Annotated in this window: 16 protein-coding genes and 1 pseudogene; 1 reads left to right on the forward strand and 16 read right to left on the reverse strand. The window is 38.8% G+C overall.

What is annotated here, in order from left to right; translation table 11 throughout:
* Nucleotides 1–198: pseudogene (locus EV203_RS02945) on the forward strand (IS1634 family transposase); the annotation flags it as partial.
* A gap of 105 nt (nt 199–303) precedes the next feature.
* On the opposite strand, the gene dapG reads toward EV203_RS02945, so the two are convergent.
* From dapG to rimP, 16 genes are all read right to left on the reverse strand, one after another.
* Complete coding sequence (gene dapG, locus EV203_RS02950) at nt 304–1,500, reverse strand: aspartate kinase (RefSeq protein ID WP_132039113.1); 1,197 nt, start codon at nt 1,498–1,500, stop codon at nt 304–306.
* 67 nt (nt 1,501–1,567) lie between these two features.
* Entirely contained in the window at nt 1,568–1,819 is a 252-nt protein-coding gene (locus EV203_RS02955; protein ID WP_031314030.1) for a YlmC/YmxH family sporulation protein, read from the reverse strand.
* Between the two features lie 16 nt (nt 1,820–1,835).
* The gene (dut, locus tag EV203_RS02960; RefSeq protein WP_011025672.1) at nt 1,836–2,282 is read right to left on the reverse strand and encodes a dUTP diphosphatase; all 447 of its coding nucleotides are present in this window, start codon (nt 2,280–2,282) and stop codon (nt 1,836–1,838) included.
* Nucleotides 2,266–3,522: a M16 family metallopeptidase gene (locus tag EV203_RS02965; protein ID WP_009610676.1), complete on the reverse strand. Its 1,257-nt coding sequence runs from the start codon at nt 3,520–3,522 to the stop codon at nt 2,266–2,268. The genes dut and EV203_RS02965 overlap by 17 nt, the downstream gene beginning before the upstream one ends.
* A gap of 45 nt (nt 3,523–3,567) precedes the next feature.
* A complete protein-coding gene (locus EV203_RS02970; protein ID WP_011025674.1) occupies nt 3,568–4,287 on the reverse strand; it encodes a polysaccharide deacetylase family protein in 720 nt (239 codons plus the stop codon).
* Between the two features lie 104 nt (nt 4,288–4,391).
* Nucleotides 4,392–6,515 carry a polyribonucleotide nucleotidyltransferase gene (gene pnp, locus EV203_RS02975; protein WP_011025675.1) on the reverse strand — a complete coding sequence of 708 codons (2,124 nt, stop codon included), beginning with the start codon at nt 6,513–6,515 and terminating at the stop codon, nt 4,392–4,394.
* Nucleotides 6,516–6,579: 64 nt separating this feature from the next.
* A complete protein-coding gene (rpsO, locus tag EV203_RS02980; RefSeq protein WP_011025676.1) occupies nt 6,580–6,846 on the reverse strand; it encodes a 30S ribosomal protein S15 in 267 nt (88 codons plus the stop codon).
* Nucleotides 6,847–6,934: 88 nt separating this feature from the next.
* On the reverse strand, nt 6,935–7,885 hold the full coding sequence (locus EV203_RS02985; protein WP_132039114.1) for a bifunctional riboflavin kinase/FAD synthetase: 951 nt from the start codon (nt 7,883–7,885) through the stop codon (nt 6,935–6,937).
* A 13-nt stretch (nt 7,886–7,898) separates the two neighbouring features.
* Nucleotides 7,899–8,756: a tRNA pseudouridine(55) synthase TruB gene (gene truB, locus EV203_RS02990; protein WP_132039115.1), complete on the reverse strand. Its 858-nt coding sequence runs from the start codon at nt 8,754–8,756 to the stop codon at nt 7,899–7,901.
* Complete coding sequence (locus tag EV203_RS02995; RefSeq protein WP_132039116.1) at nt 8,753–9,706, reverse strand: DHH family phosphoesterase; 954 nt, start codon at nt 9,704–9,706, stop codon at nt 8,753–8,755. Before EV203_RS02995 ends, truB begins: the two co-directional genes overlap by 4 nt.
* Entirely contained in the window at nt 9,703–10,062 is a 360-nt protein-coding gene (gene rbfA / locus EV203_RS03000; protein ID WP_031314026.1) for a 30S ribosome-binding factor RbfA, read from the reverse strand. The genes EV203_RS02995 and rbfA overlap by 4 nt, the downstream gene beginning before the upstream one ends.
* An 18-nt stretch (nt 10,063–10,080) precedes the next feature.
* The gene (gene infB / locus EV203_RS03005) at nt 10,081–12,201 is read right to left on the reverse strand and encodes a translation initiation factor IF-2 (RefSeq protein WP_132039117.1); all 2,121 of its coding nucleotides are present in this window, start codon (nt 12,199–12,201) and stop codon (nt 10,081–10,083) included.
* Nucleotides 12,188–12,511: a L7Ae/L30e/S12e/Gadd45 family ribosomal protein gene (locus tag EV203_RS03010; protein WP_132039118.1), complete on the reverse strand. Its 324-nt coding sequence runs from the start codon at nt 12,509–12,511 to the stop codon at nt 12,188–12,190. The genes infB and EV203_RS03010 overlap by 14 nt, the downstream gene beginning before the upstream one ends.
* The gene (rnpM, locus tag EV203_RS03015; RefSeq protein ID WP_132039119.1) at nt 12,501–12,773 is read right to left on the reverse strand and encodes an RNase P modulator RnpM; all 273 of its coding nucleotides are present in this window, start codon (nt 12,771–12,773) and stop codon (nt 12,501–12,503) included. The genes EV203_RS03010 and rnpM overlap by 11 nt, the downstream gene beginning before the upstream one ends.
* Nucleotides 12,774–12,786: 13 nt before the next feature.
* On the reverse strand, nt 12,787–13,827 hold the full coding sequence (nusA, locus tag EV203_RS03020) for a transcription termination factor NusA (protein WP_132039120.1): 1,041 nt from the start codon (nt 13,825–13,827) through the stop codon (nt 12,787–12,789).
* 24 nt (nt 13,828–13,851) lie between these two features.
* Nucleotides 13,852–14,307 carry a ribosome maturation factor RimP gene (rimP, locus tag EV203_RS03025; RefSeq protein WP_132039121.1) on the reverse strand — a complete coding sequence of 152 codons (456 nt, stop codon included), beginning with the start codon at nt 14,305–14,307 and terminating at the stop codon, nt 13,852–13,854.
* Between the last annotated feature and the right edge of the window lie 105 nt (nt 14,308–14,412).

Genomic DNA, 14,412 nt, shown 5'->3' on the forward strand with positions numbered 1-14,412 from the left:
GAATTAAGCAGTGATAGAATAAAAGAAGCGATAGGTTCAATGAATTTTGTGGAGATAGAGATAAATGGGAAGAAATATTTAATCAAACAAAAGATAGAGGAGGAAGCTGAAGACATATTGAAGGTGATGAAAATAAAAGCACCAAAAAATTTCATTACATATGAGGAAGGCATGGAATTAATTAGCATGAGAAAGTAATGTAGTGACAAATTTCACGCCCATTTTTTGTCAATACCTGTATTCCCAAGCCTTTTGGGTTTCAAACTGACAAAGTCAAGAAAAAAAGAAGGAGAGTATGCATATTTACAGGCTAAATTCGTCGTGGAGAACTCTTATGACCTCTTCTACCTTATCCTGACTTACCAGACAAGAGATGGTATTGTGTGAGTCTGCTGTCTGATATATTTCAATATTGCGCTTAGATAATGCTTTGATGACTCTAGCCATGACACCTGGCACTCCTCTTATTCTGTTGCCTATGATAGAAACTTTTGCGCAATTTGTCCTGTAGGAGTATTTCACCCCGTATTTTTCAAAAAGCCTTCTAAGTTTTTCAAAATCAGCTTCAGATATAGTAAACACCTGTTTGTCAGGGAATATGCTTATCAAGTCGATGCTAATTTTTTCTTCTCCTATCTTCTCAAATATATCCTGGACATTTTCTGTACTTTCAATTGTAATCTGGACCCTGTTGTTCATATTGGCAATGCCCGTTACCAATTTGTCTACTTCATATATGCTGTCGTAGGCATCACTGTAATTAGTTATGATAGTCCCGCCGCTGTCTGACATAGTATTTTTTATAATTAAAGGGATATTTCCCCTCATGGCTATTTCCACAGCTCGCGGGTGGACTACTTTTGCCCCTTGTTCAGCGAATTGAAAAACTTCATTGTAGCTTATTTTATCTATGATATGAGCAGTTGATACAATTCTTGGGTCTGCTGTCATTATCCCATCTACATCAGTGTATATCTCTACAGCTTCTGCTTTTAAAGCCACTCCTAAAAGCGCTGCTGTAGTGTCACTTCCACCGCGCCCCAATGTAGTGAGCTCTCCTTTTTGCGTGATTCCTTGAAAGCCTGCTACTACAGGGATTATTCCTTCTCTTAAAACTTCTAAAATTCTAGAAGGATCTACATTTATGACCTCTGCATTTCCAAAATTATCGTCCGTTATGATTCCAGCTTGTCCTCCTGTCAAAGCTTTTGCTTTATATCCTTTATTGGACAGAGTTGCAGCGAAAAGCACACTAGATATTATTTCACCGCAGTTCATTATTAAGTCAAGTTCTCTTTTTGGAATATCACTGTAAATTGATTTTGCCATGTTTATTAAAGTATCTGTGGCATAAGGGTCGCCGTTTCTCCCCATAGCAGACACTACTACTACCACGTTATAGCCATTTTTTACTGCTTCTATTACTTTTGAAACAGCTTTCTCTCTTTTTTCTTCTGAAGACACAGATGTTCCTCCAAACTTTTGCACCAATATTTTCACAGTCTCATCCTTTCTTTTTTAGTATCAGTTACTATTATACTTTACTACGGCACCAAAGAAAAGTACTTTAATAAAATTTTCTTGGCTTCCCTTCGAACTCAACTATGATCATGTCATCCCCTATTCTCTTTATAGCGTCCCAGGGAATTTCTATATAATTTCCCCTTCCTCTAAAAAATCCTCCTGGCTCGTAAAGCACTATTGAATGAATTTTCCCCGTATCTTCATCGATTATCAAATCGGAATCTTCCACCAAGCCCCAGCGCTTGCCGTCTACAATATTTACAATCTCTTTACTACCAAACTCACTCAGTCTCACAGACATTCCCCCCCCCTTATACCCCTGTATGGCCAAATCCTCTGTCCATCCTCTCTGTCTCTGAAAGTTCTTCTACTTCTATTATTTTAGGCCTTACTACTTGGTTTATCACCATTTGAGCAATTCTTTGACCTCTTTTAATTGTGACAGGCTGTTTACCGAGGTTTATGACAATCAGTTTAATTTCTCCTCTGTAATCAGAATCCACAGTTCCCGGAGTGTTTAATAAGGTTATACCGTAATTTAAGGCCAGACCGCTTCTAGGCCTTATCTGCGCTTCATAATTCGGAGGAAGTTCAATCTGTATTCCTGTAGGTATGAGTTCTACTTCACCTGGATTGATAGTTACCTCACCCTTTACATTGGCGTATAAGTCCATTCCCGCAGCTCCTTCGCTCATATAAGCGGGTAAAGGTAAATCTTTTGCATCTTCTGTTCTCTTTATCTTAAGCACTATTGACATTTTCCAACCACCTTTTATCTTTTTTATTAAGTTTACCCACGACAGATACAGTCATTTCTTCTGGCCTTATTATCTCTTTTGCCAGCTGGTTTACTTCCTCAAAAGATATTTCCTCCACTATCTTCAAAACATCCTCAATAAGATGCACTTTATCAAAAAGTAGAAGGGATTTTCCTATACTGCTCATTCTGGTGCTTATGCTGTCTTGGTCCATCAAGATATTTATTTTGAGTTGTTCTTTAAACTTGTCAAATTCCTCTTTAGTAAGGCCTTTTTTTGAAATTTCTTCAATTTCTTTTATTATCAAGTCATAGACTTTTCTAAAATTGCTCGGAGTCATACTTGCAAAAATTGTAAACATTCCTCCGGTCGGATAAGTTGCAGGGTATGAATAGATGGAATAGACTAAGCCCTTGTCTTCTCTTATTTTTTGAAAAAGTCTTGAACTCATGCCCCCACCAAAAGCATTGTTTGCAATTGCAAGAGCATATACCTTCTTTAAATCATAGGGTATTCCAGGGAGGCCGATGCAGAGGTTAACCTGCTCAAAATCTTTTTCGTAAAGAGAGACATCTTTGTGCCATAAGGGAGGGATAAGAGAAAAATTAGAAGTAGTTGGCTTAATTTTTGAAAGATAGCCTTCCAACACTTCAAATATTTCATCGTCAAAATTTCCCGCTATAGATACTACTATGTTGTCTTTAGTGTAGTGCCTCTCATAGTATTCTAGTATATGGTTTTTGCTCAAATTCTTAATTGTAGTAAATGTTCCCAGCACGGGCAGGGATAGAGAATGTCCTCTCCAGGCTGTTTTGGCAAGCAGGTTGTAAGCTACGTCTTCAGGTGAATCAAGTTCTGTCAATATTTCTTCAAAGACCACCTGTTTTTCTTTATAAATGTCTTCTTCGCAAAACGCAGGATTAAAAACCATGTCAAAGAGAATGTCAATGCCTTTTTTTATATGGCTATTTAAAACTTTTATATAAAAGCAAGTGTCTTCTTTTTCAGTAAAGCCGTTTAGCTGTCCACCTATGCTGTCCATCTCTTCAGCTATCTGCCTTGCGCTTCGCAAGTTAGACCCTTTAAACACAAGGTGTTCTATAAAGTGAGATATACCATTTATGTTTTTGGTTTCGTACATTGAGCCTGCTTTTATCCAAATACCTACGTAAACTGAATGAGCATAAGGTATTTTGCAACTTGCAACTTTCACTCCAGCTATCATCTTCTGTTGATACAACTTCATCCCCTCTGTCTTAAAAAATTTACTATTATTATAGCAAATTTATTTTTTGTCTACAATCACCTCTGAAACTTTAGTTATTTTAAAACCCTTTTCTTTCAACTGTTTTATTATTTCAGGAAGTGCTTCCACAGTGTTTTTTGTAGGATGCATGAGCACAATAGCTCCATTGTGGCACTTATTCATTACCCTTTCTACAATGGTTTGTGGAGATGGATTGCTCCAGTCTATGGTATCTAAACTCCATAAAATCACTTTGTATCCCAGTTCTTCCGCAATTTTCACTACTTGTTCGTTGAAGTCGCCATAAGGGGGTGCAAAGAGAGTAGGCTTTTCCCCAGTTATTTTCTCCAAAGCTTCTTCGCTCTTTTTTATATCCTTTTCACAATCCTCTTTTGACAAACTAGTATACTTGATGTGAGAATAACCGTGGCTTCCTATTTCATGCCCTTTTTTATAAATTTCCTTTACTACATCAGGATTTTTCTCTGCCCATTTTCCTTCAAAAAAAAATGTTATATGTACATCGTTTTTTTCAAAAATATCCAGCATTTTGGGTATGTACTCATCTCCCCACGCTACATTGCAGGCAAAAGCTATTTTCTTTTCTTTTGTATCGCCTCTGTATATGGGCTCATTGGTGTTAAATACAGAGACAGTTTTCATGAGAGCGAAAATTAGAAGTATCAATGCGAGCAAAGCCGCAATTGCAAGAAGCCATACAGTTTTCTTGCTAGGGTATTTTATATAAAAGATTTTCATTATAACACCACCTGTCTGGTATTCTCATTCTAATTTTATTCAGTCAGGCGGCGTTTATATTACTAAAAAATAAAAAACATAAACCGTGGAGGCGGTTTATGCCTTTACTTTTTTCTATTATCACTTTTCCTGTTATCACTTTCTTCTTCATCAGGCATAGCGTCTTTGCGAGACAATACAATTCTTCCGAGTTTGTCAATTTCTGTTACCTTAACCAATATATTGTCTCCCACTTTTACTACGTCTTCTACCCGGCGGACTCTCTTTTTGGACAGGTTAGAAATGTGAACTAATCCTTCTTTACCTGGGGCGATCTCTACAAAAGCTCCAAAAGGCGCAATTCTCAACACTTTTCCTAAATAGATTCCCCCAACTTCTATGTCCTTTGTTATAGCTTCAATCATCTGTTTAGCTCTTTCGCCGGCCTCAAGGTTAGGAGCTGTTATATACAGTCGACCGTCTTCTTCTATGTCGATTTTGACACCTGTCTCAGATATGATCTTTGTGATAGTCTTTCCTGCAGGGCCTATGATATCTCTTATCTTTTCAGGGTTGACTACCATTCTCACTACTCTAGGAGCATACTTGGAGAGTTCTTTCCTCGGTTCTTTTATGACTTCCAGCATCTTTTGGAGCACGTATAGTCTCGCCTTCCTTGCCTTTTCCAAAGCCATTTGCAGGATATCTCTATCAATGCCAGGTATTTTGATATCCATCTGAATAGCAGTTACGCCTTTTTCTGTTCCAGCTACTTTAAAGTCCATGTCTCCGAGGAAGTCCTCAATTCCCTGTATATCAGTCAGAATTAGTACTTCATCTTCTTCTTTTATGAGTCCCATTGCAATTCCAGCAACCGGTGCTTTGATTGGCACTCCCGCGTCCATCAAAGCCAAAGTGCTTCCGCACACACTCGCCTGTGATGTAGAACCGTTAGAGCTCAATACTTCAGACACTAAGCGTATTGTGTATGGGAATTCTTCTTCAGAAGGAATTACTGGTTCTAGTGCCCTTTCTGCCAAGGCTCCGTGTCCAATTTCCCTTCTTCCAGGGCCTCTCAGTGGCCTTACTTCTCCTACACTATAGGGTGGGAAGTTGTAATGGTGCATGTAACGCTTGAATTCTTCATCTCCAATTCCTTCTAAAATCTGTATATCACCTATTGCTCCAAGAGTAGCTACTGTGAGCACTTGAGTTTGTCCTCTTGTAAAAATAGCAGAACCGTGAGTTCTTGGCAGTACTCCTACTTCGCACCATATCGGCCTTATATCGTCAAGCCCTCTTCCATCTACCCTTATCTTTTCTTCCTTTATCATCTTTCTCATCTGTTCTTTCATTATTTTGTAGAGGACTTCGTCAATATCTGCTAGATTATCGGGGTACTCATCTTTAAAGTGCTCAAGTACTTCCTGTTCTACCTTGTCTAAGTTGTCATTTCTCTCTTTCTTTTCAGGAGTTCTTAAAGCGTTATATATTTTCTCTGTAGCATATGCTCTTACTTTTTCCTCCAGCTCCTTGTCAATTTCGTGCAGTACGACTTCTGCCTTAGGAACTCCTACTTCTTTTACAATCCCTTCTATAAATTCTACAATCTGTTTTATATATTGATGAGCATACACTATCGCATCAAGTATTGTCTCCTCAGGCACTTCTTTCGCTCCAGCTTCCACCATTACAATTGCATCTTTTGTTCCAGAAACTACTAAGTGCATTAAGCTCTTTTCTCTCTGCTCATAGGTGGGATTTATGACAAACTTTCCGTCCACCAGGCCTACTGCCACAGAACCTGTGGGGCCGTTAAAGGGTATGTCGGATATAGAGAGCGCAACAGAAGAACCTATCATAGCTACAATTTCTGGCTGCGCATCAGGGTCCACTGATAACACAGTAGCTATGACCTGCACGTCATTTCTGTATCCTTCTGGGAATAGAGGCCTTATAGGTCTATCTATTAACCGAGCTGATAAAATAGCTTTTTCGCTGGGCTTCCCCTCTCTTTTGATAAAACCGCCGGGAATTTTCCCAATAGAATACAATCTCTCTTCGTATTCAACCGTCAAGGGGAAAAAGTCAATTCCTTCTCTCGGCTCTTTTGAAGCGCAGGCAGTAACCAGCACAACTGTATCGCCGTATTTCACCCATGCTGCTCCATTGGCCTGCTGTGCCACTTTCCCGGTCTGGACTACAAGCTTCCTGCCTGCCAGTTCCATTTCAAAAGTTCGTTCTTCCATACCTTCCTCATTTTCCTCCTTTCATTTGTAAATTTTTATCAGAAAATAGAGCGAAAAAGTCGCTCTATTTTCTGAGGTCTAATTTTTCAATTATAGCGCGGTACCTGTTTATGTCTTTCTTCATCAGGTAGTTTAAGAGCGCCCTTCTCTGGCCTACCATTTTAAGAAGACCTCTTCTTGAATGGTGGTCCTTTTTGTGCACCTGAAGATGCTCTGTCAACCTGTTTATTCTCTCCGTCAAAAGGGCAATCTGAACCTCGGGTGAACCAGTATCTGTCTCATGCAGCTTGAATTTATTGATTATTTCTGCTTTCTTTTCTTTGTCCAGCACGTTCTCACCTCCATTTTCTAGAATACGCCCTATGCACAGAATACCGCCGGAGGTGCGGATAATCTGAGCATAAGGTAAATTCGCTATTTTATTTTATCACATAATGTTTTTGTTGTAAAATATTTTTAAAGCTTTTTGCATATTCTATATCTTTAAGGACCTGCTCTTTTAAGGCCTGTAGACTTTCAAATTTAATCTCATCTCTTATCCTTTTTATAAACTCAATTTCTATACCTTCCCCATAGATATATCCTTCGAAATCGAGAATATGAGTTTCAACTGATAATCTTGTTTCGCCGAAAGTCGGCTTAAATCCGACATTTGTCACAGAAATAAAATTATTTCCTTTTATTTTTGCTCTTGCGACATATACCCCTCTTTTTGGCAAGACCACTTCTTCAGGGACTTCTACGTTAGCTGTAGGGAATCCCAAAATTCTTCCCATTCCCTTTCCTTTTACAATTTTCCCTTCAATTGAAAAATAGCGGTTTAAAAGCACATTGGCCTTTTCAATATTCCCTTCCTTTATAAGCTCCCTTATGAGGCTGCTGCTAACTGTAATCCCTCCATAAGTCACTTTAGGCACTACATGTACCTCATAAGAACAAATAAAAGAATACTTCTTGAGCATTTCTACATCTCCTAAGCCTTTATGCCCAAAGCGGTAGTTAGGGCCTACCACAGCTACTTTCATTTTTAAACTATCCACTAGAATATTTTTTATAAACCTTTCAGGAGAGAGGAGGGAAAGTTCTTTTGTAAAATCAAAAAAAATCCCGTAGTCCAGCGAAAATGACTTTAAAACTTCTATCTTTTGTGACAAAGTAGTAATTAGTTTAGGAGCTTTGTCAGGTTCTAAGATTTTAGAAGTATGCTGTTTGAAAGTGAATACAGCGCTTTTAAGTTTTTTATCTCTGGCTATGGAAACTGCATCCTCAATGAGCTTTTGATGGCCAATGTGTACTCCATCAAAATTTCCAAGAGCTATCACTTTTTCTTCTAGATTAGCTGAGAAATTGGTTTCGTCAAGTATTATCAAAATTCTTTCCCCCTTAGAAAAGTCTTTTTGGTCGTATTTTTTCCCCTTCTGCCACTCCAATTCCTATAAAAATTCCATGATTATCATACAACTTTACTAAAGAATTTTCAACATTGTAAGTATTTCTGATAAATTGGCCATTTAAAATTTTATTGGAAGAAACTTCATCAAGTTCCACGGAAGGAAATTTTATAAACTTATCTACGGGCTGTACTTCTGCCTTTCCCTCCTTTATCTCCTCCAGCGTATATGAAGATTCAATGTCAAAGTCTCCGACCTCTGTCCTTATGAGAAAAGACATGTGGCCTGGAACTTCAAGTTTCTTGCATATATCTCTCACAAGAGCTCTTACATAAGTGCCTTTGGAACACTTTACATCTAACAGCAGATGGTACGGAGCATCGTATTTTATTAATTCTAACTCATAAACTGTCACTTTTATGGGTGGAATTTCCACTTCTTCGCCTTTTCTCGCATATTCATAGAGCTTCTTTCCTTTTACTTTTTTTGCAGAATAAATGGGTGGTATCTGTTGTATTTCCCCTTTAAACTGGCTTAAAACTTCATGTAATTTTTCCAAAGTAAATAAGGGAACAGGGCCACTTTCAACGATTTTGCCACTTTTATCTAGGGTATCAGTAGAAAAACCAAAAGTTATTTCAAATCTGTACCTTTTGTCATGTTCCATCAGGTAAGAAGTGAACTTGGTAGCTCTTCCCATGCATACAGGTAAAACTCCAGCTGCATCTGGATCAAGAGTTCCTGTGTGGCCCACTTTTTTCATGCCGTAAATTTTTCTTATAAAATCCACCACATCGTGAGAAGTCATGCCAGGAGGTTTTAGCACATTTAAAACGCCGTCCACACTCATTTTTCTAACTCCTTAAAGACTTCTTTAAGGATTTTCTCTCTTGCTTCTTCGATAGTCCCCTCTATTGTACAGCCAGAGGCCCTTACATGCCCTCCTCCTCCAAAAGTGCTGGCGATTTTGTTTACATCTACTTTTTCCTTTGACCGTAAGCTCACTTTCACTTCACCCTCTTTTTCTACAAGGAGCACTGCTACTTCCACTCCTTCAATGTTTCTTCCATAGCTTACTATATTTTCTAAATGAGATAAATCTGTTCCTGTCTCTTCAAAATCCTTTTTCAAAATCTCCATATATGAAACCAGGCCATCTTTGTACAAAGTAAGGCTTTCTAAAGCTTTCCCTAAAAGTTTTGCTTTGTTGAACTTGAGGGAATTAAAGACTTTTTCTGCCACTTCTCTAAACCTTGCCCCATTGTTTATCAAGTCTCCTGCTATGTGATGAGTCATAGAAGTGGTGCTCTCATAAGTAAAACCACCTGTATCAGTTAAAATAGCAGTGTAAAAACTTGTAGCTATCTCTTCATCAAAGTCTATACCGAGAAGTTTCACCAATTGATAAGCTATTTCGGCAGTAGCAGCTGCGTTTGTGTCTACGTAATTTAACTTTGCGTAAAGGGTATTGGAAATATGATGGTCAATATTGACTGTGATAGGTCCTTTGTCAAGGAATTCTTTTGAAGACCCTAACCTTTCTTCATCGGCACAGTCAAATATTAACACTAAGTCTGCTTTTTTGTCAAAAGGGCGGGATATCTTGTCTACATTTGGGACGAAGCTGTACATCTCTGGCAGCTGGTCGTCTATAAAAGCAGATACGTCCTTGCCCATCTTTTTTAAGACTTTGTACATTCCAGTGACAGACCCTATAGCATCTCCATCAGGTACTACATGTGTAAGGAGAATTACGCTTTCTGCCTTTTTTATTTCGTTAACTACGTCTATCAGTATCAATTGTCATCACCCTCTTGTTTGTTCAGTTCTTTTAAAATTTCTGAAATTTTTGCGCCGTATTCTATAGAGTGGTCCAGTTCAAATATTATTTCCGGGGTATATCTCATTTTTATTCTGCGGCCTATTTCGTGCCTGATGTATCCAGCTGCGCTTTTTAATCCTTCAAAAGTTTCTCTCTTTTCTTCTTCACTGCCATATATGCTTACATACACTTTTGCATATCGTAAATCTTTAGTCACTTCTATATCCGTTATACTGACCATAGCTTTAATTCTCGGGTCTTTTATTTCTTCCAATATCATTTTGCTTATTTCTTTTTTCAATTCCTCGGATAATCTATGGCTTCTGTACTGCATTTTTCTCATCCTTTCTTCTTAACGAAAGATTTCTTCCATTGTGTATGCTTCTATGATATCTCCCTCTTTTATGTCATTGAACTTCTCAATGCCTATTCCGCATTCAAATCCCTGCTGTACTTCTCTCACGTCGTCTTTAAACCGCTTTAAAGAAGCTATTTTGCCTTCATATATGACTATGCCGTCTCTTACTATTCTCACATCTGCATTTCTTGTAATTTTGCCACTTAGAACATAGCAACCTGCGACATTTCCTACACCAGGTATCTTGAATACAGCTCTTACTTCAGCTCTTCCCAGCTCTACCTCTTTGTACTTGGGTTCTAACATTCCCTTCATTGCTGCTTTTACATCTTCAATAGCATCGTATATTATTCTATAAAGCTTTATCTCTACTTTCTCTTTTTCTGCAAGCGTTTTTGCGTTTGTCTCAGGCCTTACGTTGAATCCTATTATTATTGCATTTGAAGCCGAGGCCAGCATTACATCTGTCTCAGTGATGGCTCCTACTGCTCCGTGTATGACTCTTACTCTGACTTCTTCATTGCTCAGTTCCTCCAAAGACTTTCTCAATGCCTCTACTGAACCCTGCACATCAGCTTTTATGATCACATTAAGCTCCTTTACAGTACCTTCCTGTATCTGTCTGAAGAGGCCTTCCAGAGAGACTTTCTGCTTTTTCTTGAGTTCTAACTCTCTTTGAACCTCTTTTCTTTTCTCTGCAAGTTCTCTCGCTTTTTTCTCATTTTCCACCACTACAAATTTATCTCCAGCCTCTGGCACTTCGGAAAAGCCCAAAATTTCTACAGGTATAGAAGGACCAGCTTTTTTGATCTTTCTCCCTTTGTCGTCAAACATCGCTCTTACTTTTCCATAAGTAGTTCCTGCAATTACAGCATCTCCCACCTGAAGCGTTCCATTCTGGACTATTACTGTAGCCACTGGCCCTTTCCCTTTTTCCAGTTTTGCCTCTATTACAGTTCCACGAGCTGGTTTGTTGGGATTTGCTTTTAGGTCTTCCATTTCTGCTACCAGCAGTATCATCTCTAAAAGGTCGTCAATTCCTATATTCTTTTTAGCAGAGACGGGAACACAGATTGTGTTACCTCCCCATTCTTCTGGCACAAGTCCTAGTTCACTGAGCTCTGTTTTTACCCTATCTGGATTGGCTGTAGGCAAATCAATCTTATTTATAGCCACAATCAGAGGCACATTTGCTGCTTTTACGTGGTTGATAGCTTCAATTGTCTGCGGCATCACTCCATCGTCAGCAGCTACTACTAGCACAACTATGTCAGTGACACTAGCGCCTCTCGCTCTCATCGCAGTAAAAGCCTCGTGACCAGGAGTATCTAGAAATACTACCTTTTTGTCGTTTATCTCCACTACAGAAGCTCCTATGTGCTGCGTAATTCCGCCTATCTCTTTCATAGTTACATTTGTCTTTCTGATGGCGTCCAATAAAGAAGTCTTTCCGTGGTCTACGTGTCCCATCACTGTAACTATAGGAGGACGAGGTTTCAAATCCTCTTCTCTATCAGGTGTATCCTCAAATAGGGCTTCCAGTTCATCTTTAACCTTTTCCTTATCCACCAGGAAACCGTACTCTTCCGCTATTTTTGAAGCTGTTTCAAAGTCTATTTGCTGGTTTACAGTAACCATTATTCCCTGTGCTATCAATTTTTTTATTATTTCAGTAGGATTTACCTTCATTTTTTCAGCCAATTCTTTGACGGTGAGAAATTCAGGAATTGTTATTATTTTAATTTCATCTTCTTTAGCGCTTTCTTCTGAGACAAATTTTTTCTGGAACTTCCTGTTCTTTTTGCCGCCCTTTTTAAAACTCTTTTTGTAAGCTCTTTTCTCTTCTCTGTCCTCATAAAAAGAGTCTTCCTCTATTTCCTTTTCTTCTTTGTCCTGTGCCTCCTGTTCATGAATTCTCTGATCTTTTTGCTTCTCTTTAGGTTTTTCTGTGAGCAGGTCTTTTATTAATTCTACTTCTTCGTCCTCCAAAGTGCTCATGTGGTTTTTTACTTTTATGTCTAAATCACTCAATTTGGAGAGAAGATCTTTGCTGGAAATATTAAGTTCTTTTGCTAATTCGTATACCCTTGTTTTGGACATATTATTCACCTCCATAATTTTCCCCCTTTGCCGCCTCCTTGAGTAGTTTCATAAATCCTTCATCAGTAATAGCTATGATTCCGACTATTTCTCTTCCTATCGCTCTACCTAAATCCTGTTTGTTCGAATAGACAAGATAGGGGACTTTTTTGTCCGCACATAGTTTAATAAATTTTTCTGAACTTCTTTTAGAAAAATCTTCAGCTATGACCACCAAAAAAACTTTTCTGGTTTTTAAATATTTTTCCACACTGTAACTGCCTGAAACCAATTTACCCGCCTTTTTTGCCAAACCGAGTATAGAGTGAAATCTGTCATTCCTCATCCATTATCTCCCTCTTCAATTGTTCGTATATTTCTTGTGATATAGGGACTTCCAGCGCCTTCTCAAGCCTTTTATGCTTAAAAGCCTTTTCAAGGCAGTTTACATCCCTGCATATATAGGCACCTCTTCCTGCCACTTTACCTGTTGGGTCTATTTGAACTAAAAAGTCTTTGGCGCGTCTTACTATCCGTATAAGCTCTTTTTTAGGCTTCATCTCTTGGCAGCCAAGGCACATTCTCATCGGAACTTTTTTTACTTTCATTTTTCCACCTCACTCAACTTTTGACCATCGACTCGCTTTTTATATCTATCTTCCATCCAGTGAGCTTCGCTGCTAGCCGCGCATTCTGCCCCTCTTTACCTATTGCCAAAGAGAGCTGATAATCTGGTACAATTACCCTTGCCACTTTTTCTTTCTCGTCTACAATCTCGACGCTTATAGCTTTTGCAGGGCTTAGTGCATTCATGATAAACTCCTGAGGTTTTGAACTCCACTTCACAATGTCTATCTTTTCTCCTTTTAATTCATTGACAACAGCCTGAACTCTAGAACCTTTGTAGCCCACACAGGCTCCAATAGGGTCTACATTGGAGTCTCTGCTGAACACAGCCATTTTTGTGCGGGAACCTGGTTCTCTCGCAATGCTCCTTATTTCAACTATACCCTGCTGAATCTCGGGCGATTCTAGTTCAAAAAGCCTTTTAACCAGCCCAGGATGAGACCGAGAGATTATGATTTGAGGCCCTTTTGTGGTCTTTTTTACTTCTACGATGTACACCTTTATCCTGTCTCCAGGTGAAAAAGTTTCTCCCGGGATTTGCTCAGAAGGAGTAAGTATTGCCTCCACCCTTCCTAGATTGATGAGCACGTTATTTTTTGCTGCTCTTGTCACAATCCCAGTTACTACTTCCGTCTCTTTTGCCAGGAACTCTTCGTAAATCACATTTCTTTCTGCTTCCCTTATCCTCTGTATTACCACCTGTTTTGCGTTCTGTGCCGCAATCCTGCCAAAGTTTTTGGGAGTTACTTCTATATCTACAATATCGCCAATCTGGTATTTTTTATTTATCTTCCTCGCATCTTCCAAGCTTATTTCCAAAAGGTCATTTTTTACTTCTTCCACCACAGTCTTTTGGGCATATACCTTAACATCTCCTGTCTCTCTGTCCATTACAATCTTCACGTTTTGGGCTGTTCCGTAATTTTTTCTGTAGGCAGAAACCAAAGCCGCCTCTATAGCCTCAAACATGGTCTCTTTAGGTATTCCTTTTTCTTCGCATATTGAATTCAATGCCTCAATAAATTCTGCATTCATTGCGCTTATTCTCCCTCCTTAATTTTAAAACTTTATCACAGGTTTAACAAGCCTTACATTCTTCATTTCAAACTCCCTTTTCTCTCCATCACATAGGAGGATTATTTTATCCCCTGTGAACTCAAGGAGCTCTCCTGCAAATTTTTTTCTCTTGCCAATGGGCTGGTAAAGAGATACTTCAACTTCTTTCCCAAGGTTTCTCTTGAAATCGCGAGGAGTCCTTAAGGGCCTGTCAAGCCCTGGCGAGGATACTTCCAAAATATAGCTGTGATCTATCGGGTCTACCTCATCCAATCTATCGCTTAAGTACTCGCTCACCAGCTGACAGTCATCAAGCGTTATCCCGCCTTCTTTGTCTATATACACCCTCAAATACCAGTACTTGCCTTCTTTTTTATACTCCACATCTACCAGTTCAAAATTATTCTCTTCCAATATTGGCATCACCAATTCTTTTGTAATTTCCTCAATCCTAGACATCTCCGATCCTCCTTAAATATAAACTAAAGAGTGGGAAACTCCCACTCTTTTTAAAGTCCTCTAGGTTGCCATACTAATTATACCATACACCTTCTGGTAAAGCAA

It is taken from the genome of Caldanaerobacter subterraneus, from assembly GCF_004345675.1.
Classification (GTDB): Bacteria; Bacillota; Thermoanaerobacteria; order Thermoanaerobacterales; family Thermoanaerobacteraceae; genus Thermoanaerobacter; species Thermoanaerobacter subterraneus.

Bases quoted from the DNA above. Each gene is read 5' to 3' on its own strand.
- dut (WP_011025672.1), bottom strand. From the start codon at position 2,282: ATGTCAATAGTGCTTAAGATAAAGAGAACAGAAGATGCAAAAGATTTA.
- EV203_RS02970 (WP_011025674.1), bottom strand. From the start codon at position 4,287: ATGAAAATCTTTTATATAAAATACCCTAGCAAGAAAACTGTATGGCTT.
- pnp (WP_011025675.1), bottom strand. From the start codon at position 6,515: ATGGAAGAACGAACTTTTGAAATGGAACTGGCAGGCAGGAAGCTTGTA.
- truB (WP_132039115.1), bottom strand. From the start codon at position 8,756: ATGAGTGTGGACGGCGTTTTAAATGTGCTAAAACCTCCTGGCATGACT.
- rbfA (WP_031314026.1), bottom strand. From the start codon at position 10,062: ATGCAGTACAGAAGCCATAGATTATCCGAGGAATTGAAAAAAGAAATA.
- infB (WP_132039117.1), bottom strand. From the start codon at position 12,201: ATGGAGGTGAATAATATGTCCAAAACAAGGGTATACGAATTAGCAAAA.
- EV203_RS03010 (WP_132039118.1), bottom strand. From the start codon at position 12,511: ATGAGGAATGACAGATTTCACTCTATACTCGGTTTGGCAAAAAAGGCG.
- rnpM (WP_132039119.1), bottom strand. From the start codon at position 12,773: ATGAAAGTAAAAAAAGTTCCGATGAGAATGTGCCTTGGCTGCCAAGAG.
- nusA (WP_132039120.1), bottom strand. From the start codon at position 13,827: ATGAATGCAGAATTTATTGAGGCATTGAATTCAATATGCGAAGAAAAA.
- rimP (WP_132039121.1), bottom strand. From the start codon at position 14,307: ATGTCTAGGATTGAGGAAATTACAAAAGAATTGGTGATGCCAATATTG.